Here is a 19,462-nt window from a genome sequence, read left to right as displayed (position 1 = left end):
TTAGTTTTTCCTCTCATTTTTTCTTGCTTTATCCAGTATTGGTTTAAACAATTTATTTTCTGCTTCTTTTCTTGATTTAACAGCTTCTGATTTTGTTTTATATATGCCTAAGCTATATCTCTTTCTTTTTAGTGTTATGTATGCTACATAGCTACCACTTTTAGTCTGACTTACTCCTTTAAATCCACTAGTATTACTTTTAGGGAGCTTCATAGTAAGCAGACCTGGTACTGCTCCATCTATTATTTCAAAATTATCTTTTTTATGTAAACATCCACAACTTTCAGTATGCTCAGATAATAAATTCCCCCGCTCTACATATGTTGTATTTTCACACTAACATAAACATTTATATTTTTTTAGGTCGTGTTCATAGGAAACTACTTTCAATTTACCTACAGTCTTTACAATAATGTCATCATATTGATGCTCTCCACAATCTTTTATATATCCTCTTTCCAATTGTTTTTTGGTAGCTTCTATATATTTTCCACATATTAAACACTTACATTTCCAAACAACTGTTCCATCTTTTCTTTTATCCGTTTTTCTCTCTACGAGTAAATTATTGTATTTTTTCCCAGATATGTCCGAAAAGCGATTGTTTATCTCTTTCATTCTGCATCCACAGCTTACAGTTCTTCCAGATACTAAATTTATATAGTAAATATCCTTTATGTTCCCACACTCACACAAGCATCTACATGTTTTTCTACCTTTTTCGTTATTAAAAACGGATAATACTAGTAACCTTCCAAATTTTTTATTTTCAATTTTTGTTGTTAATTTATTTTCCTTTTTCATTTTTAGCCACTATTCATGTAAATTACTATCATACTTATTCTTTTTGATATAAATTAATATAACGTCAAAAAACGTACACTTTTTTGACTATATGTGTTAATAAAAGATCAACCTTATTTTACACACATAGTTGCTACTAAAACTCTTACATTCTCTTTCAAAATATTTGATTTTTTCTATTATAGCATACATGTAAACAAAAGTGTACCTTTATTGGCACATTTTAATTTTTAAAATTAGATTTATAATAATTTTTTTATTTATAGTTGTTCTCTTCTAATCATTTAGAAAACATACTTGGGCTTGTTTCTAATATTTTCGCTCCTTGTCTTAAAGATATTTCTTTAAGTTTCCATTTTTGAGCAACTTCATAAAAACTATCTGGTATCTTTTTTCTTGGTCTTCCAAATTTTATTCCTTTCTTTTTTGCTTCTTTTATTCCTTCCATCTGTCTTTGATGTGTATTTTCTCTTTCAATTTGAGCTACATATGATAAAATCTGCAAAACTATATCAGATAAAAATTTCCCCGTTAAGTTATCTGTTCTTTCTCTCGTATCAAGTAATGGAAAATCCAATACAATGACATCACATTTTTTCATTTTAGTAATTTTATTCCACTCTTTGATTATTTCTTCATAACTTCTTCCAAGTCTATCTATAGACTTTACATATAACTCATCATTTTCTTTTAACTTTTTTAATAGTAGTTTATATTTTTTACGATTAAAATCTTTTCCACTTGCTTTATCTATAAATATCTTATCTTTTTTTATTCCTTCTCTTAATAGTGCACTTACTTGTCTATCAAAATTTTGTTCTTTTGTTGATACTCTTACATAACCGTATTACATAATTCCCTCCTAAAGTTTGTATTTTTAGATTTTCCTAAACTTTTATTATACCTTTGGTCACATAACTCATTTTTTAGCTATTATAATTTTTTTATACTATCACTTTATTTTTAGAATGAAACCCGCAACTAAAATTTCTTTACTCAATATCAGACGATATTGTTGTTTTTTTGTTGATCTAATATTTATATAGGTATACTATTCACGAATAATTTATTTTTTTACATCACATAATGAATATATTTTGTTATAATAGATATAAATTTAATACTTGCTTAATGCTTGCTATTTTATTCATTCTTATGTAGCAAGCACAGTAAGTGTACGGATACTTACGAAAAAATTGATGAAGCAGCCCTTCTGGATCTGCTTCTTTTTTTATCAATTTTTAGCTTGTTAGGGAGAACCCTAAAACCCCGAAATACACTCAAAGGAGGAACTATTTATGGCAAATAGAATAAGAAATGAACGACTTGAAATTAAACTAACCGAAGAAGAAAAGGCTCTTTTTGAAGAGAAAAGAAAACTTACGAAGTGTAGAAATATGAGCCATTTAGAGATTTACAAGGCTTAGCCAATATAGATAAACAATATTTGAAGCTGTGGAGGTTGAAAAATGAAGAAAAATAAAATTACAAGAATACTATTCTTTTTATATTTTATGTTACTTATATGGCTTGTGGTATTTAAACTAAATTTTTCTATTTCAGACATTCATAAAGTTAGAGACATAAATTTAATTCCTTTTCACTATGAAAATGTTATGGAAGGAGATATACCTTTATTTGAGGCTCTTCTAAATGTTATTGTATTTGTTCCATTTGGATTCCTACTTCATAAAGCATTTTACTGGAAATTTCTAAAAGAAATCTTATTGATAGCAGGAATAAGTTTTGCTTTTGAAGTTACACAGTATGTATTAGCAATACAGTATTGTTGTTCCTATGGTAAGTAAAAATGTCAGAAATGCAGTGAGGATAATTAACACCAAGCTAATTGGAAACAAGATTATTTTTAATATCCATCTCATAAATACCCTCCATTTCTACTAAATCATTTTAAAATGCCTTAAAGCATCCATAATAGCTTCCTCTTTTTCCGGTGTGCATTGTGGAATAACCTGTTTCTCTTTTTTTGATTTATTATAATGCTCCCTCAGTACAATTCCACACTTCTTTTTAATCTGTGCAATATAAAGTGTCGAAACCTTTAAATTAAATTTTTCCAATATATACTCTTTGATTTGTGCATAGGTTGCTTTACTTTCAGCACTTGTCAAATCAAGCTCATCCAGCTTAATTTCAACATCTATATGCTTATCGACATCGAGTTTGGACAATAATGCTACCGTCTCAAGATGATTAGTCAAATGAAACATACCCACAATTTCCAAGCTTTCAAGCATATAGATTAACTATACAACACATCTCCCAACTTTTAAAAATAAAAGTGGGACAAAATTAAACATCCCCATTGTCCCTAGTCATTTCTGATTAAACAAGTTTCTTTTACAATTTTTTTAAACTTAACAGTTCATTTTCTGATTCAAATTAAAGAATGCCCTCAAATAATAGTATTTTTGTGAACTTATTACTAGAACTTCCTAGTTAGCGTAAAATAATTGTAGGACAAAAATTAATAAGAGTAGCCAATATTTGATAAAATGTTTTTGACCAAAAAAACTATCAAAGGAGCTACTCTCATGTCAATTTTATCAGAAATAACTAAAAAAATCGAAGGTCTTCAAGAAAATATCGAGAAAATGTTAATTAATAAAACTACTGATTTTTCTAGAGTAGTTGAACTTACTCAGAATGTTATGAATCAGGTTGGATTAAACATTATAACTGAAGCTTTAGAAAACGAAGATGAGCGAATCAGAAAAAGTGCCTCTAGAGTAAAAAGTTGGAATATCCAAAGAAGAAATGAAAACAGGACGATTTGTACAGAAATGGGGCCATTAGTATTTAAGAGGACTTATTATGTTAATAAGCGTACTGGAAAATACACTTACTTATTGGATGAAAAAATTCATTTGAAAAAACATCAAAGGATTGAGAATAATTTGATTGCTTCACTACTATCAGATGCATCAGATATGTCCTATAAAAAGGCAGTAGATCACCATAGTCATTCAGGAATAACTAGTAAAATGACCGTGCATAATCTTGTTGTTAAATATGGAGATATCTCCAATACCGACCTTGAAGTTAAAGAGAAAAAAGAGATAGATAGAATATATGTAGAGGCTGATGAAGATCACGTTAATTACACAGATGGTAAGAACCATATAGAAAAAGTCATATACGTTCATGAAGGTAGAAAGAGTGTTGGTAGAAAGAGAATGCAACTTAAAAACATACGATATTTTGTAGGAAACATAAAATATGTTAATGAGGAGCTTTGGAGAGATGTTTTAAGCTATATAGATGATGCATATGATTTGAGTAAGGTTAAAGAAGTTACTGTGAGTGGAGATGGTGGTAAATGGATAAAAGAAGGAGTCAACCAGATACCTAAAAGTGTATACTATCAAGATAAGTTTCATATTCAGAAATACATAAAGAAAGCATCAAGGTTCATAGATGCAGAACTCAAAACAGGACACTTATTTGAAGATAATCTTAGAAAGTGCATAGAAGGCAAAGATTTTGAGAGACTGCAAGAGTACTTCAGAGAAGTATTTGACTTAGAGTTAAAGAAAAGTCAAGAAAAGGCTATAAGTGACTGTCATAGTTACTTTATAAACAACTGGGAATCAATATATAGAACAATGAGTACTGGATATGAAGGATGTAGTGCTGAAGGTCATGTAAGTCATCTATTAAGTGATAGATTAAGTTCTAGGCCTTTGACATGGAGCATTGAAGGAGCAGATAATATAAGCCGAATAAGGGCATACAAAAAGAACGGCGGAGATTTAAAGGAATATATAAGAAAGATAATAAATAAAGAGTCAGATAATGAAAAAACAGAGAAAATAAGAAATAAGAAAAAAATAAAGGGAACAGAAAATCCTATGTCAAAACCGTTGGTTTCTCGCAAAGTGTTCACAAACCTCAGAGCATAGTGAACTGTCCTACAAAAAATTGACACAACCAACTTCCTATTAAGTAATGAAATTTAAATGTTTTTATAGTATAATATAAATAAATGTTTAATTAGAAAGGTGAGGAGTATTTATATGATAAAAGATCAATGGTATGCCGTGCTTTCTTCAAGTGAAGTCAATAAGAATCAATTGGTTGGCGTTAGAAGACTTGGAATGGACCTTGTTTTCTATAGGGATAATAATGGAGAAGTTTCTTGTTTAATGGATATGTGTAGTCATAGAGGTGCTGCTCTTTCTAAAGGTAAGGTTGTAAATAATTGTACCATTCAATGCCCTTTTCATGGCTTAGAGTTTAATGGTGAAGGTGAATGTCAATTTATCCCTGCCAATGGGATTAACAATCAAGGTGATTTAACTAGATATAATGTAAGTTTTTTTAAGCTCATAGAAAAGCATGGCATTATTTACATCTGGTACGGTGATAAAGATAAATCTAGCGATGATATTCCTTTCCACGATGAAATAGACAAGTCTTTTGTTTTTTCAGAGTTCAAAGACCATTGGAATACACATTATTCAAGAGCTATTGAAAATCAACTTGATGTCGTCCATCTACCTTTTGTTCACCATAACACGATAGGTGCTGGATGTAAAACACTTATCAACGGACCTAAGGTTATCGTATCGGAAGACAAAAAAACCATTCTTACAAGTGCACATAATGAAGTAGATGAGGGACAAGCACCTAAAAAATCCAAGGACTGTAAAATTAAATCGACTTTTTTAAAATTTAAGTTTCCAAATGTATGGCTAAATAATATTACAGATAAAATCAAGGTTTTAATATTTTTTGCTCCAATTGATGATGAAAATACAATTTTATATCTTCGTTTCTACAATAAGATCACAGGCATTAAATTAATTAATAGATTTATTGGATTTTTTGGAAAATATGCCAATTTAATTATTGAAAGGCAGGACAAAAGGGTTGTTGAAACTCAAAGACCTAAGGCTTCTTCTTTAAAATCAAATGAAAATTTAATATACGGTGATAAACCCATTATTGAATATAGAAAATTAAGAGATTCTCTTCAGAATTCCTAATCTACTAACTATTAAAGAACTTAATTTTAAAAAGCTAAGTCCATTATTTTATATTTTGATATATGAGGTTATTTTGTTGTCTAATTCTTTACTTGACTATTAATTATATTTTATATCCGTCCCGTTCACTCCCCTATAAATATCTATCTTGCCTACACACGCCTACGATTTTTACTATTGATATGTTCCCACAAGATATTTTTCAAATAGAAAAATGGCTTTTTAGATTTTAGAAAAGCCTCGTGTGTGGGAACATATCCACATACTTTTTAACTATAGCATAAGGTTATTGTTAAAAGGTATTACCTCGATATACTGGGAATTATCATCCATGTATATGAGCCAATTTATGTTCCTGACTATTTATATAGTCTTCATGTTTGTGACCATGCCTCTCTTCATTTCTAAAATGACTATGCTCATGTTCATGTGTAATCATATGAGTATGCGTCACACCGTTATGTGTATGAAACAATCGTATGCGTATGACCATGAAGATGATGATTTATCATAGTGTCATATACTACAAATACTGTTCATACCAACATCAGAGCCAAACCTATAATCGAGTAGGAGACTAGTCATTATTTGACTAGTCGACCTCTCACACCACCGTACGTACCGTTCAGTATACGGCGGTTTCCTAGTTTACTTTACATTTTGCATAATAGCTGCTGAAGGTTTCAAAGCCTTTTGCAGCTATTATTTTATTAGTTAGTGATTTGTTCAGAACAATAGAAGCTCTCCATGAACCTTTTCTGGTATTCGCTATTTCCAGCGCTTTCCATTTTTCAAGTCCATAGTTTATCAGCTCTCTGATTCTTGTCCTTACCTTCTTCCATTGTTTCCAGTATACTGCTCTTATTCTTCTTCGCATCAGTTCATCAGTTTCTGCCAGAAACTTCTTCATATCTGCAAGCTTAAAGTAGTTTACCCATCCATGTATAAGCTGCTTAATCTTAGTCATCCTCTGCAGATTTCCCATCCCGTTTGAACGGTTTGTTAGCTCTCGCATTTTCTTAAGTAACTTCTCCTTGGATTTCTTATGTACTTTCAGTTTGCATTTACCTCTTGTTTCCATGAATCCGTATCCTAGAAACTTTACTTTTCCCACATATTCCACTACTGTCTTTTCTCTGTTTACTTTGAGAAATAACTTCTTTTCGATATATGGGATTATGTTCTCCAATATCCTCTTAGCTCCTCTTTTACTTTTGCATAATATCATACAGTCATCTGCATACCTTACAAACTTATGTCCTCTTCTTTCGAGTTCCTTATCAAGTTCATTAAGGAAGTTATTTTTGTTATACTCCCTGTCATTTACCTTATATTCTCCAAAGGGTACATTGCCGATAACTGCATCGAAGAAGTTATTGGAAAAGGAAGTTTCTTCCAGTCCTTTAATCTGCACTTCACTTTCAGGGTATAGTAGTTTTCCAATTCGACCGCTTACCGAGTCAAGTTCTACGCCATAAAACTTTGACTTGTTCATTTCATCAAGAATATTGCCTATAAAGTTTCCGATACCCATACTTGGCTCTAAAATATTCCCCTGTTTAAATCCCATATCCGAAAGCGTCTTATATATTCCGTCAATTACGGTTTTCGGTGTGTAAAAGCTCGTTAAAGTAGATTCTCTTGCAGCTTCGTATTCTGCATGTGATAAGTTCTCCTTTAGAAAAGCCCTTGCTTCTTTCCACTGACCTTCCTTGCTTTCATCAAAGACTTCGGAAAGTCCGCCCCAGCCTACATACCTTGCTAAAACCTCCTGAGATGTACTGTCAAGCTCTCTTTGTCCACTCTCTACACGATTAAGCATGGAAATTGCTTCAAGGTTGTTATTCAGTCTCTCACTTGGAGATAACTTTTCCGGGAGCGTTTCTTCTGTGATTTTGAAGTTATGAGCCTCAGCTTTCTTTATTTCTACTTCCTCAATAGTCTTTTCAGGTTTCGTATAGGTTAGATTTTGAAATACCCTCTCAAGGTCGCTTTCAAGACGATAAGGGATTACATCGGAGCCTGTTATCATACCGCCAAGATATTCGGTATTGTCCTTAACCGTTACTGTCTTTAGGTTATTTCCCATATCATCAAAGCCTGTGATGGTATAGTTTTTGTCCTTGTATATAACCTCATCTCCAAAAATAAAGTTGGGTCTTTCAAGGCTTATCTGCTTTAATAAGTCCTCATTATCTTCAAAGTCTATAATCGGGATTTGATAGTTTCCTCTTCTTACCGGATCAAGCCATAAATCATTTCTTCCTGTGATTTGGTTTTTAGAAATCTCCCTAACCCTGTATTCTTCATGATTAAAATAGACGGTATCACCTTCTTTAACTGCAAATTCATATGAAAGGCTTTCCTTTTCTTCATTAAGTTCTACTTCTTCTCTTTCTTTGAAATAATCAAATAACGTACCTTGAACAGGTGTTGCAGCTATTCTTTCTTCTACTTCTTTAGGTACTTCAATCTCTGTTTCTTCTTCAAAGCTAAGCTCTCCATTAAAGACTGATTGAAGCTCCTGTTCATCCATTTGTTTTACAAGCTCTGTATCTTTAAGTTCTCTAAAGGTCTTTGGAAAATCTTCTAAAATAAGCCTTTGGGCATTTAATTCTTTCAGCTCCTCAAGGTTAAAATATCCCCATTCAGGTTCAATCCCAAGTACAAGTCCAAAGGCATCTCCACTTTCCCTATCGTATTCTGTCATATACCAAGTCCAATTACTTCTAAACGGAATGATATATGCAGCATGAACCTCTTTATCCGCTAAAGATACATCTTCCTGTGCATAAAGCTCAGGCACTCTTTCAAGCATTTCATCGGTAATTAAGTTTTCAGGATCATCTTTAGAATAATATTGTGTTTCTTTTGCTTCTTCTATCTCTACCTTACTTTCTATTTTCTTTTCCTCAAGATAAAGATTTTTAGAAAGCAGCTCATCAATATGCTTTGCCACACTTGACCAAGTAAGAAATACATCACTGCAATCTTTCTTTTGTAATTTAAGTCCCTTTGCATCATGCCATTCATCACTTCCCATTGCCCCCGATACTACATGACTTCTACCACCAATTCCATACTTGTCTTTTAGAAAGCCAGCTTTTTCCTGCAAGGTATGATTTTCTCTGAAATACTTTGTTATTCGCTCTTTTCCTCTATCTACTCCGCTTCCTCTTGAAAGACTTTCAAGGACTTCATCTTCTGTGATAAATGACTTTACTTTTGGAAGTTCTGTTAGATTGGTACTGTATTCCTTTCGTGGCAACTCAAGTTCTTGCAACTTCTGATAAAGACTATCTACCTTATGATAGTGAAATCTTAGTACATCTCTATTTTCTTTATATCCTTCCAAAAACCTGCCATATTCTTCGATTGTTTCCTTTAGATACTCAGGATTTTTTAATGCTTCAGACAATCTTTTCGTTTCTTCCGGAAAGCCCCCTCCACTTGTTTTCAATAGTTCAAAATATCCCTGTGCCTTTCCTTCTTCGCTTAAATCATGCGTTAAATACCATAAGGATTCTGAAATACGATCCCTTTCATAATCAAGGGCTTCAGAAAGCTCTACATTTGTAGCAAACTCCCCGCTATCAAGAAGCTCATTTATCCTCTTTGCAGCATCACTCCAGCTTAAAACTTGCGTATTATCTTCTCTTGCTGATGTTCCATAAGCTAAATGAATACCTTTATCCGAATACCAGGAAGATACTTCTCTTTCATCAATGTAAAATCCGTTTCCGCCTCTAAATGTATCTTTGAGGTATTCTCCCAATTCTCCATTACTTTTTCCTTTAGAAAACTCTGCAATAAGAGGAAGTCTACTTCCATCGTGATTTCCTCCGTTAATAAGGACGGTATCTATATCCTTCTGAGTTAATGGAATGGTAAGCCTCATCTGTCTGTAAGTATTTTTGGGTAAAGAAAAAGAAGCATTTTCAGCTTCTCTTATCTCTACCTCAGTATTATCTTTTAAATTTCCACTACTTCCTTGATCGTCATTTCCTTCAGAGCTGAAATCATCGCCCCATACTGCGGATCGTTCTCGTCCTCTATCTTCCAATCCTCCATCAATTTCGGCTTCTCCGTTCTCATAAATTCTATCGCCTGTTTCTGAATATCCATCAGGTGTCCTGTCAGTTTCTTCTCCTTGTATAGGTCTACCAACATCTCGAAATGGCTCTGCTCTTCGCTCTCTGAAAGAAACTCCAGCCTCATCACTGCGTAGGTCGGATTCGGATAAATCTTCATAAATTCCGTCTGTTTCTCCAAGCTGTTTAGCGTATTCTCTCTGATTTTCTGTATTATCTCGTCGGTACTCTCCATTTCGGAGAACTCGCTCGTTTTCATTTCTTTCCTGATCATCTCGTCGAAGTACATTTTCTTCTACCTCCTCTAATTCTTCTTTAATCTTATTATATCCTGCTTCTTTTCCTCTTAAAACTTCTTTTTGAAGCTCCAGTTCTTTGCTTTTTTGAATGGTCGCATCAATAATCTTTCCGCTAATATCCGATACAATTTCACCTAAGCTCATAAAGGAAATACTATCAAGTATTGCAAAATTTGCCTTTAGAAGCCCATTATCTATCGGATAATCTAACTTAAATCTTGAAGCTACCGCACAGCTCACTGAGTCCCTTACAAACTTAGTAAAGGATATTCTATCCTCATCGGCTATTCTAAGCTCATTCATCAGACTGTCTATTTTTTCATCGCCGTAAAGCCTGCTTAAAGAAATTTGATTAGCTCCAAAATGTTATGAAAATCATTTATTCGCATTTTTACCTCCTTCTTTTTCAAACAAAAAAGGCGGTTAGATTTTACTCTAATCACCTTTAAATTCTGTGTATTGCAACTTACTTTTACTCATTAAGTTCCCAATGTCCATTATTACCACTACCTACATATTTCAGATTATCTATCTCTTTTATAGTTCTTTCGATAGTCTTTACGCTAACTCCAGCTTCATCTGCAATAGCCTTTCTTGTAATCCTATCATTGCTTCTCACTTTTTCTTTAATAAACTCTGCGAGGGCTATCTTATCGTGAGCGACATCGTGAACGACACCCTGAGCGACATCGTGAGCGACATTGTCGCCCCCAACCTTTTGTGTCGCTATCTTCTTTAGGGGAATAATAGTTCTGAATATATCTCCCTCCTCAAATAACGGATTTTGTCCTGAATAAAGCTGTGTGTACTTGTAAGTATTTCTCATTCCTGAGCCTAATTCATCAGCAAGACCTATTTCTCTAAAAACTTTAGATATAGAGGGATTTTTAGCAAAAGGTTCAAACTTTTGTAAATCCAAAGCTCCCATCCCATGAGCCAAGTTGCTGTTTTCAACCGTAATCCTCTCATCGTCAATAATCATCTTTGCAGAAAAACCACTTGAATAATCTCTATGAGCCAGCGTATTGGAAACTATTTCTCTGAGTATCCTGTCTCTTGCATTGACATTGACAATCCCGTCCAAGACAAATAAATCATTCAAATGCTTTTGTCCAAATTCTATCAGCCTGTCATAGCTGTCAATCAGATTTGTTATGACAACATCTCTATCATCATATCTATCCTTATTTTCAACCCTGAATATTGCATCTGTTTTGTGTTGTGGAAGAACTGACATAATAGAGTTGTCTTTTCCAAATAGCAAAATAGCAGCTAATGTGATTCCTTCACGTTTTGTTTCCGGATCTGTCAGTATCAAATTGGCACTTCTAAGAATCTCCTCATTACTCATATTTTCCCAAACATGATTTTTATTTCGGGAAACAGCCATTTTCTTAGCTTTATCAATGACAGAAGCATCAAGAAAATCAATATCAAGATTCGGATATACTTTATTTACAAAATAGCTTCCTTGTTTTCTTGCATATAACTTATATACAAGTTCAGAATGATCTGTGATATTGATGTCCCCTTCATAAGATCTGTCCCAAATTCTTCCATTGTGTCTGCACACCTGATAACCTTCTGGCACTCTTATATAGATTACTTTTTTATTGTCAACATCAAAGACTTCTGGTAGTAAATAAAGTGGCGGATACATTTTTTGCGAATTATTGATTGCCGTAGTAAATTCCTTAATCACTTTATCTACCCTATCTTTACTAACGCCAACAATCTCTCTTTTATCATTTACTCCAAGTAAAATATGTCCTCCATTTCTATTATTGAAAGAGCATACTGTATCAAAGACATCTTTGGTTAAAGCATTTTTTGATTCTTTAAATTCGACATCTATCTTTTCTCCGACTTGAATTAACTTCTTTATTTCATCTATCGTCATATGCGTCATTTCACCGCCTTTATTTCTTAATGTTTTCTTCGATAAAAACATTGGAATTTTGAATTTCAACTCTTTCTTTATTAACTACAAAAGTAACATAATCCCCATTTTCTAAATTCAAAAGTTCTCTAATCCTCTTTGGAATAGTAACCTGTCCTTTTGACATAACTTTAGCAGTATCCATAAATATATCTTTCATGACTAATTCCTTTCACCCTACTTTTCCTACAAAAGATTATAGCACTTTTGAGATATTTTTTCTACTCTGAGATTAGTCCCTACTTACTTGCTATATGTCAGAACAGCCTCTTTTATCTCATTTTCAATATCTTTCAAAAATTATTCCTTTGAAGATTTTCCCTGAGCAATATCCGATAATTCCATTTCCCACTTCGCTGTCGTTTCTGCCGACTTAAAGTTATCCGCTACAATCGTTACAAGGCTAATTCCTTTATAAGTGGCTATAAGATTTTTCTTATCTCTTTCTACAAATCCCTTAAAGATTAGGTTTTCAATAATCCCTGCCCTTGTAGCAGGTGTTCCAAGTCCTTTTCTTTCAACTTCTACACCTTTTTCTAAGGCGTCACTTCCTGCAATCTCCATAGACTTTAAGAGAGTATCTTCAGTAAAGTGTTTCGGAGGCTTAGTAAATTTTTCTTTAATCTCTTTATTTTCAATTCTTAAGACATCGCCAATGCTTACATCAGGAAGATCCATATCCTCATCTTTTTTCGCCCTGTATTCTTTCAAATACTTTGTAAAGCCCTCGTCCTTAATAACCTTTCCTGTACTCGTAAATTGAAAGCCGTCAAATTCAGCTACAATCTTCGTTGTATTCTCGATTAGCGGATAGCCCACACTTGCATGAAATTTATCAGATAAAAGGAAGTAGACTTTTGCTTCGCTTAAAGGAAGTTTAGAAACATCTTCATTTAATGAACTGATTGTCGGAATAATCGCATGATGATCCGTAACCTTTTTTGAGTTAAACACTGTCTTGATACGCCCTGTGTCAAAGTCATTCTTATATTCGCTTGGAATAATCGGTAAATCAGCCATATTCCATTTTGCATATTTTTCATCATAAGCATCAGGATTTGCCATCTGAATTAAGTGTCCAACACACCAGCTTACCTTGTATCCGTTACCTGATTTTTCTTTTGAAATCTTTTATAGGCATTTGCTCTTTTATACTCATCTGTCTTTTTATGCTCCTCTTTGGCATCACGAAACTCTAACTTAGATTTACGCTTTCTGATTTTATAGTCCTTATTTGTAAGGTCATAGCCTTTCTTTGTTTTTTTCCTATTCGAGTAATTCTTTATGCCATGAATGAGTCTTGAGCTTGTATCTGCTGTTTTTTCGCCTGCCTCTACGCCCTGATTTTCATCACTTCCATGAGATAAGTAATCTCTTACGGTTTCACTTCCTTTGGCAAGTCCTGAAAGGGCAGATACCTTTACCATATCTTTTTTTAGCTTTTTCTTTTGGTCTTTTGAAAGACTGCCATGTTCTTTTTCGCTTACACCATCTTTTCCCGACTTTTCCCCTTCAGCACTATTTTCTTTTGGTACATCGTCCTTTTTCCTTGTATAAAGGCTTTCGGAATAGTTTTTCCTTTTATACTTACTCTTTTGAGCCTTATGATTTTTAGAGGAGTTTTCTAATGGTTTTTCTTTCTGAGGTAAATTGTCATCTACATCGTAGGTCGATTCAAAGTAGTCGCTGTCCCTAAAATCATTGTCGTATCTGTCTATAATCCCGTCATTATCAAGGTCTTTTCCTAAAGGATCATAGATTTTTCCATCCTTAATCTCAGTACCATAATCAACTTTTCCAATTTCATCCTGACTTACACTTCCTGTTTCAGAACTTCTATACCTTACATTTCTTTTGGAAGTCCCTCCAATCGGATCACTGTCAGAGGTCATTTTGCTTGTTTTCTCATGAACCTTATCTTGAAATCTGTCTTTATCATGAACAATTTTCCCTCTGTAATGATCGTTATGCTTTAACTTACTTTCTTCAGGCTCTAGGTATCCGTGAACCACTGATATAATTCACCAAGTTGATTCCATTTAAATCTATCCGATGGTGTTTTTACTTGAAGCCCCTTTCTTTCATCTTCTTCCCATTTAAGAACCAAGTTGGTCCAGCCAACCTGATAAGCAAGGTTTTCTGCTGGAGTTCTATCAACTTCATCAGCTCTCTTATCTTTTAAATTTTCTGGAATATCATCAAATTCTGAAATATATTTCTCAAATGTTTTCTCTATCTCAGCTTTTAGTTCTTCTTTATTTTTGTATGTTCGCAAAAAATCACCTTCTTTCTGATTTATGAATCCTTTGATTTAAACTGACCTTATTTTTCTATTTATACCTTCTAAGAACGCTATAACTGCTGCTCCAACCATCGGTATTCCGTATGGGCTTAATAAAAAACTTAATACCAAAGCTTCTATACCAAGTGATACATCTTTTTGTACAAATGAGCCTATCGCAGCAACTATACACATCAGCATCAAAAGATAAAGAATAGTTGTTCCTATGCCGACCAGGAATGTTAGAAATGCAGTGAGGATACTTAACACCAAGCTAATTGGAAACAAAATTATTTTTAATATCCATCTCATAAATACCCTCCATTTCTACTAAATCATTTTAAAATGCCTTAAAGCATCCATAATAGCTTCCTCTTTTTCCGGTGTGCATTGTGGAATAACCTGTTTCTCTTTTTTTGATTTATTATAATGCTCCCTCAGTACAATTCCACACTTCTTTTTAATCTGTGCAATATAAAGTGTCGAAACCTTTAAATTAAATTTTTCCAATATATACTCTTTGATTTGTGCATAGGTTGCTTTACTTTCAGCACTTGTCAAATCAAGCTCATCCAGCTTAATTTCAACATCTATATGCTTATCGACATCGAGTTTGGACAATAATGCTACTGTCTCAATATGCACACTATGAGGAAACATATCTACAGGTTGCACTACTTCCACCTTATATCCTCTCTCATTCATATACTTCAAATCTCTAGCCAAAGTACTTGGATTACAGCTTACATACACCACTCTATCTGGATTCATTTGAACTATAGTATCCAATACCTTTTCATCGCAGCCTTTTCTTGGTGGATCTACAACTACTACATTGGCTCTTATACCTTGTTCATACAGCTTTGGCACCACTTCTTCTGCCTTTCCTACAAAGAATTCTGTATTATCAAGTCCGTTCAACTTTGCATTTTTTCTAGCGTCTTTTATAGCATCTTCAACTATTTCTACACCATATACTTTTTCAGCTTTTTGAGCCAAGAATAGAGAAATAGTACCTATTCCACAATATATATCAAAAACCTTATCACCTTCTTTAAGGTCGGCAAATTCTAGGGCTTTATTATATAATACTTCTGTCTGTATAGGATTTACTTGGAAAAATGATAAAGGTGATATTTCAAACTTCAAATCTCCTATATAGTCTATAATTCTACCATCACCATATATATTTATATTTTCTCTTCCCAATATTACATTAGTCTTTTTATCATTCACATTTAATACTAAAGTCTTAAATCCTTCCACATTTTCCACTAGTTTGTTAACAAATTTATCTATGTTAGGTATTTCCTTTTTTGTAGCAACTAATACTACCATTACATCATCTGTCTTGTGAGCAATTTTGGTCACCAAATGTCTTAATAGTCCATTTCCAGTAGTCTCATCATATATTGATATATTATTTTCTTCTATAAATTCTCTTAGTAATTCTACTATTTTATCGTTTTTTTCATCTTGTATTACACACTTTTCCATATCTATTACATCATGGCTCTTTTTCTTGTAAAAACCTATTTTTAACTTATCTCCATTTTTTTGTATAGGAAATTGTGCTTTATTTCTGTATCTAAATGGATTTTCCATACCAATAGCATCTTTGATCTCTATATTTTCCAGTCCACCTATTCTTTTAATATCTTCTTTTACAGAATTAGTTTTAATCTCTAATTGTTTGTTGTAGTCTAATTCTTGTATTTGACATCCACCACAGTTAACATATTTCATAGAACAGACTCTATCCACTCTAAATGGAGATTTATCTATTATTTTAGATATTACTCCTTCTGCATATTTCTTTTTAGATTTAGTAATTTTAACATCTACTATCTCACCTAATAATGCTCCATCTACAAATACAGTGAAACCTTCGTACTTACCTATTCCTACTCCACCTTGACCTATATCTACTATATTACATCTATATTTTTTTCCTTTTTCTAACATCTTTTTACCTTTCTTTACATAAAAAACTATTGCAGTCTATCATTGAATTTGATCAGAATGCAATAGCTTAAAATTTATTTATTTATTATATCTTGTAGACAGATCCACTGGTTAATTCTATTCTTAAATCATCTCCATCTTTTACCTTTTCTGTAACAGCATTTACTGATACTACTACTGGTATAGCAAGATTTATACCTGCTATAGCTGCATGGGATGTCATTCCACCTGTTTCAGCAACTACGGCGCTGGCTTTTTCTATATACTTTACCATGTCTCTATCTGTCCCTATTGTAACTAAGATGTCTCCTTCTCTAAAATCTACTGTTTGCCCTGGCATTACAACTTTGGCTTTACCTTCGATTGTATCTTGTCCAGTGCCTATACCTACACCTCTACCTAAAAATTCAGATATTGTAGATACTCTTATTAGATTTGTCTTACCTGTCTGTCCTACTGGTACTCCTGCTGTTATTACAACTATATCTCCAGAGTTTGCATAGCCTGCATTCTTAGTAGCTTCAATAGCTTCATTTACCACTTCATCTGTACTTTCCCCTTGATTTCCAAATACTGGATAAGTACCCCATACCATAGCCAATTTTCTCATTACTTTCTCTGAATTAGTTGCAGCTATTATTGGTGCTTGAGGTCTAAATTTTGATACCATTCTTGTAGTATAACCTGAAGTAGTAGAAGTTATTATTGCTTTCGCACCAAGATCTAATGCTGTTGTACAAGTAGCATGACTGATAGCATCTGTTACAGTTATTTCTTCTGATCTAATACTATTGTAATGCTTAGAATGGCTATAATCAAGTGTTTCTTCTGTTCTTCTAGCAATTCTATACATTGTTTTTACTGCTTCTACTGGATATTTACCAGCAGCAGTTTCTCCTGACAACATTATTGCATCTGTACCATCATATATTGCATTTGCAACGTCTGTAACTTCTGCTCTAGTTGGTCTTGGATTTCTTATCATAGAATCAAGCATCTGAGTAGCTGTAATTACTGGCTTTGCAAGTGAATTACATTTTTTGATAATCATCTTTTGAACTATGGGTACTTCTTCACTTGGAATTTCTACACCCATATCTCCTCTAGCTACCATTATACCATCAGATACCTTTAAAATTTCATCTATGTTATCTACACCTTCTTGATTTTCTATCTTTGAATATATATGTATATCGCAGGCATCATTTTCTTCTAATATTTTTCTAATTTCAAGTACGTCAGATGCTTTTCTAACAAATGAAGCAGCTATAAAATCTATTCCTTGTTCTATACCGAATTTTATATCTTCTATATCTTTTTCTGTGATAGCTGGTAAATTAATTGATACTCCTGGTAAATTAACACCTTTTTTACTTGAAACCTTACCTGAATTTTCAACCTTTGTATGAATATCTTTTCCAATTATATCTACTATCTTTAGAGCAACTAAACCATCATCTATCAAAACAGTATCTCCGACTCTTACATCATCTATCATTTCTTTATAAGAAACTGTACACTTGTGCTGGTCTCCTATGCAATTTTCCATTGTTATTATAAATTCAGCACCTTCTTCTAAAATTACAGGTTCTTTAAAATCTCCAGTTCTAATTTCAGGTCCCTTTGTATCTAATAGGATAGCTATTGGTAAATTAAGTTTTTCTCTTACTCTTTTTGTTCTATCCATTCTTTCTTTTTGTTCATCATGCGTACCATGAGAAAAATTGAATCTGCATACGTTTAATCCATTTTCTACCAACTGCGTTAATATCTCATCTGAGTCGCTGGCTGGCCCCATTGTACATACTATTTTTGTTTTCTTTCTACTAAGCATAAAATCACTCCTATTCTTGCTTAAAATCACTACCATTTTTATATATAAAATAATCACTTTTTATATTTTCATATTTCTTATTTATTTAAATTATATAAATCAATTTTTCTAATTAAATAGATAATACTTTTGCTATTTCATATGATTCCTCGTCGAAGTTATTTTCTAAAGAAAGTGCTTCGCTTATATCCATATCAATAGTCTCATTATTCTTTATACCCACTACTTTGGCGGTTTTTCCTTCTATTATTAATTCCACCGCTCTATTTCCCATTTTACTAGCTAGTATTCTATCAAATGCTGATGGAGACCCTCCTCTTTGAACATGTCCAAGAACTGTAATTCTTACATCTACTCCGTCCTTTTCCATCAGGTCATTTTTTAAACCAATAGCTCCATTTACAAAGCTTCCTGCTCCCTCTGCAAGTACTATTATACTATGTTTTTTTCCTCTTTTTTGAGTAGTTCTTATCCTTTTTACAATCTCATCACTTTTAATTTCAATCTCTGGTACTACTATTGTTTCTGCTCCACCTGCTAATCCTGAATATAAAGCTAAGTCTCCGCAATTTCTTCCCATTACTTCTATTATATTTACTCTTTCATGTGAAGATGAGGTATCTCTAATCTTAGATATAGCATCTATTATTGTATTCATTGCTGTATCAAATCCAATTGTATAGTCAGTATATGCCAAATCATTGTCAATTGTTCCAGGTATTCCTATTGTATGTACACCAAGTTTACTAAGTTCGTTAGCTCCATTAAAAGATCCATCTCCCCCTATTACTACTAGATTTTCTATTCCATACTTTTCAAGTATTTCTACAGCCGCTTCTCTACCTTCTGGAGTTTTAAATTCTTCACATCTTGAAGATTTTAATATTGTTCCTCCTCTTTGTATAATATCTCCAACTGACGAAAGATCCATTTCTATTATTTCTTCATCTAATAGGCCTCTATATCCTCTTTCAATTCCATAAATTTTGTAACCATAAAAAATCCCTGTTCTCACAACTGCTCTGATTGCGGCATTCATACCTGGTGCATCACCACCACTTGTTAGTACTCCTATACTTTTCATATATACCTCCATTATAAGTAGTTTTAATATTTATATTAATGGTCACTTCTTGTCCCTCATGTTTTTTTTCATCCCGTCAAGGGTAAAAAAATATACTTCTTATCCTTATATTGTTCTTAAATTATATCATAAGGGAAATCAAATATCAATTAATCT

12 protein-coding genes and 9 pseudogenes are annotated in these 19,462 nt (G+C 32.9%); 4 read left to right on the top strand and 17 right to left on the bottom strand.

All coding sequences use genetic code 11. The features are described 5' to 3' along the window. From O0R46_RS02680 to O0R46_RS02670, 3 genes and pseudogenes are all read right to left on the bottom strand, one after another. Positions 1-213 carry an AP2 domain-containing protein gene (locus O0R46_RS02680; protein WP_269312041.1) on the bottom strand — a complete coding sequence of 71 codons (213 nt, stop codon included), beginning with the start codon at positions 211-213 and terminating at the stop codon, positions 1-3. 123 nt (positions 214-336) lie between these two features. After that, complete coding sequence (locus tag O0R46_RS02675; RefSeq protein ID WP_269312040.1) at positions 337-804, bottom strand: hypothetical protein; 468 nt, start codon at positions 802-804, stop codon at positions 337-339. Positions 805-1,084: 280 nt separating this feature from the next. Next, positions 1,085-1,591, bottom strand: a pseudogene (locus tag O0R46_RS02670) (recombinase family protein); the annotation flags it as partial. Positions 1,592-2,102: 511 nt separating this feature from the next. Between O0R46_RS02670 and O0R46_RS02665 the strand changes: the two are divergent. Together O0R46_RS02665 and O0R46_RS02660 are read left to right on the top strand one after the other, a co-directional pair. Beyond that, positions 2,103-2,210, top strand: a pseudogene (locus O0R46_RS02665) (plasmid mobilization relaxosome protein MobC); the annotation flags it as partial. 63 nt (positions 2,211-2,273) lie between these two features. Further along, positions 2,274-2,612: a VanZ family protein gene (locus O0R46_RS02660; RefSeq protein ID WP_331275611.1), complete on the top strand. Its 339-nt coding sequence runs from the start codon at positions 2,274-2,276 to the stop codon at positions 2,610-2,612. Here O0R46_RS02660 and O0R46_RS10235 read toward each other — a convergent pair. Next, positions 2,583-2,687 (bottom strand): annotated as a pseudogene (locus tag O0R46_RS10235) (CD1845 family protein); the annotation flags it as partial. The gene O0R46_RS02660 and the pseudogene O0R46_RS10235 overlap by 30 nt on opposite strands. Before the next feature lie 18 nt (positions 2,688-2,705). Further along, positions 2,706-3,026: pseudogene (locus tag O0R46_RS02655) on the bottom strand (23S rRNA (uracil(1939)-C(5))-methyltransferase RlmD); the annotation flags it as partial. A gap of 333 nt (positions 3,027-3,359) precedes the next feature. Between O0R46_RS02655 and O0R46_RS02650 the strand changes: the two are divergent. Both O0R46_RS02650 and O0R46_RS02645 read left to right on the top strand, forming a co-directional pair. Continuing rightward, positions 3,360-4,727 (top strand): ISLre2 family transposase, encoded by a 1,368-nt coding sequence (locus O0R46_RS02650; protein WP_269312038.1) that lies wholly within the window; start codon positions 3,360-3,362, stop codon positions 4,725-4,727. A 114-nt stretch (positions 4,728-4,841) separates the two neighbouring features. After that, complete coding sequence (locus O0R46_RS02645; RefSeq protein ID WP_269312037.1) at positions 4,842-5,813, top strand: aromatic ring-hydroxylating oxygenase subunit alpha; 972 nt, start codon at positions 4,842-4,844, stop codon at positions 5,811-5,813. Between the two features lie 643 nt (positions 5,814-6,456). Here O0R46_RS02645 and O0R46_RS10165 read toward each other — a convergent pair. The 12 genes and pseudogenes from O0R46_RS10165 to pfkA form a co-directional block, all read right to left on the bottom strand. Next, positions 6,457-6,798 (bottom strand): group II intron maturase-specific domain-containing protein, encoded by a 342-nt coding sequence (locus O0R46_RS10165; protein ID WP_269312523.1) that lies wholly within the window; start codon positions 6,796-6,798, stop codon positions 6,457-6,459. A 159-nt stretch (positions 6,799-6,957) separates the two neighbouring features. Next, positions 6,958-7,056: pseudogene (locus O0R46_RS10160) on the bottom strand (hypothetical protein); the annotation flags it as partial. Between the two features lie 48 nt (positions 7,057-7,104). Beyond that, a pseudogene (locus O0R46_RS02625) lies at positions 7,105-10,506 on the bottom strand (helicase-related protein); the annotation flags it as partial. A 169-nt stretch (positions 10,507-10,675) separates the two neighbouring features. Next, entirely contained in the window at positions 10,676-12,103 is a 1,428-nt protein-coding gene (locus O0R46_RS02620; protein ID WP_269312036.1) for an AlbA family DNA-binding domain-containing protein, read from the bottom strand. 19 nt (positions 12,104-12,122) lie between these two features. Further along, positions 12,123-12,302: an AbrB/MazE/SpoVT family DNA-binding domain-containing protein gene (locus tag O0R46_RS02615; protein ID WP_269312035.1), complete on the bottom strand. Its 180-nt coding sequence runs from the start codon at positions 12,300-12,302 to the stop codon at positions 12,123-12,125. Positions 12,303-12,442: 140 nt separating this feature from the next. Beyond that, positions 12,443-13,129, bottom strand: a pseudogene (locus tag O0R46_RS02610) (DNA topoisomerase); the annotation flags it as partial. Positions 13,130-13,248: 119 nt separating this feature from the next. Beyond that, a pseudogene (locus O0R46_RS02605) lies at positions 13,249-14,130 on the bottom strand (CHAP domain-containing protein); the annotation flags it as partial. Between the two features lie 8 nt (positions 14,131-14,138). Then, positions 14,139-14,417, bottom strand: a pseudogene (locus O0R46_RS02600) (ClbS/DfsB family four-helix bundle protein); the annotation flags it as partial. A gap of 36 nt (positions 14,418-14,453) precedes the next feature. Continuing rightward, a complete protein-coding gene (locus O0R46_RS02595) occupies positions 14,454-14,735 on the bottom strand; it encodes a CD1845 family protein (RefSeq protein WP_269312034.1) in 282 nt (93 codons plus the stop codon). An 18-nt stretch (positions 14,736-14,753) separates the two neighbouring features. After that, positions 14,754-16,388, bottom strand: a complete 1,635-nt coding sequence (gene rlmD / locus O0R46_RS02590; RefSeq protein ID WP_269312033.1) for a 23S rRNA (uracil(1939)-C(5))-methyltransferase RlmD — start codon at positions 16,386-16,388, stop codon at positions 14,754-14,756. Between the two features lie 85 nt (positions 16,389-16,473). Further along, on the bottom strand, positions 16,474-18,222 hold the full coding sequence (pyk, locus tag O0R46_RS02585) for a pyruvate kinase (protein WP_269312032.1): 1,749 nt from the start codon (positions 18,220-18,222) through the stop codon (positions 16,474-16,476). Positions 18,223-18,334: 112 nt separating this feature from the next. Continuing rightward, positions 18,335-19,306 carry a 6-phosphofructokinase gene (pfkA, locus tag O0R46_RS02580; RefSeq protein ID WP_269312031.1) on the bottom strand — a complete coding sequence of 324 codons (972 nt, stop codon included), beginning with the start codon at positions 19,304-19,306 and terminating at the stop codon, positions 18,335-18,337. Between the last annotated feature and the right edge of the window lie 156 nt (positions 19,307-19,462).

Origin of the sequence: Peptostreptococcus equinus (assembly GCF_027125355.1) — a bacterium.
Classification (GTDB): domain Bacteria; phylum Bacillota; class Clostridia; order Peptostreptococcales; family Peptostreptococcaceae; genus Peptostreptococcus; species Peptostreptococcus equinus.
Note: the sequence above shows the minus strand (reverse complement) of the source record. Positions and strands in the feature narration are given on the sequence as shown.

Excerpts from the sequence above, each read along its gene's own strand:
- O0R46_RS02680 (WP_269312041.1), bottom strand. The coding sequence starts at position 213 with ATGAAGCTCCCTAAAAGTAATACTAGTGGATTTAAAGGAGTAAGTCAG.
- O0R46_RS02675 (WP_269312040.1), bottom strand. The coding sequence starts at position 804 with ATGAAAAAGGAAAATAAATTAACAACAAAAATTGAAAATAAAAAATTT.
- O0R46_RS02660 (WP_331275611.1), top strand. The coding sequence starts at position 2,274 with ATGAAGAAAAATAAAATTACAAGAATACTATTCTTTTTATATTTTATG.
- O0R46_RS02650 (WP_269312038.1), top strand. The coding sequence starts at position 3,360 with ATGTCAATTTTATCAGAAATAACTAAAAAAATCGAAGGTCTTCAAGAA.
- O0R46_RS02645 (WP_269312037.1), top strand. The coding sequence starts at position 4,842 with ATGATAAAAGATCAATGGTATGCCGTGCTTTCTTCAAGTGAAGTCAAT.
- O0R46_RS10165 (WP_269312523.1), bottom strand. The coding sequence starts at position 6,798 with ATGGGAAATCTGCAGAGGATGACTAAGATTAAGCAGCTTATACATGGA.
- O0R46_RS02620 (WP_269312036.1), bottom strand. The coding sequence starts at position 12,103 with ATGACGATAGATGAAATAAAGAAGTTAATTCAAGTCGGAGAAAAGATA.
- O0R46_RS02615 (WP_269312035.1), bottom strand. The coding sequence starts at position 12,302 with ATGAAAGATATATTTATGGATACTGCTAAAGTTATGTCAAAAGGACAG.
- O0R46_RS02595 (WP_269312034.1), bottom strand. The coding sequence starts at position 14,735 with ATGAGATGGATATTAAAAATAATTTTGTTTCCAATTAGCTTGGTGTTA.
- rlmD (WP_269312033.1), bottom strand. The coding sequence starts at position 16,388 with ATGTTAGAAAAAGGAAAAAAATATAGATGTAATATAGTAGATATAGGT.
- pyk (WP_269312032.1), bottom strand. The coding sequence starts at position 18,222 with ATGCTTAGTAGAAAGAAAACAAAAATAGTATGTACAATGGGGCCAGCC.
- pfkA (WP_269312031.1), bottom strand. The coding sequence starts at position 19,306 with ATGAAAAGTATAGGAGTACTAACAAGTGGTGGTGATGCACCAGGTATG.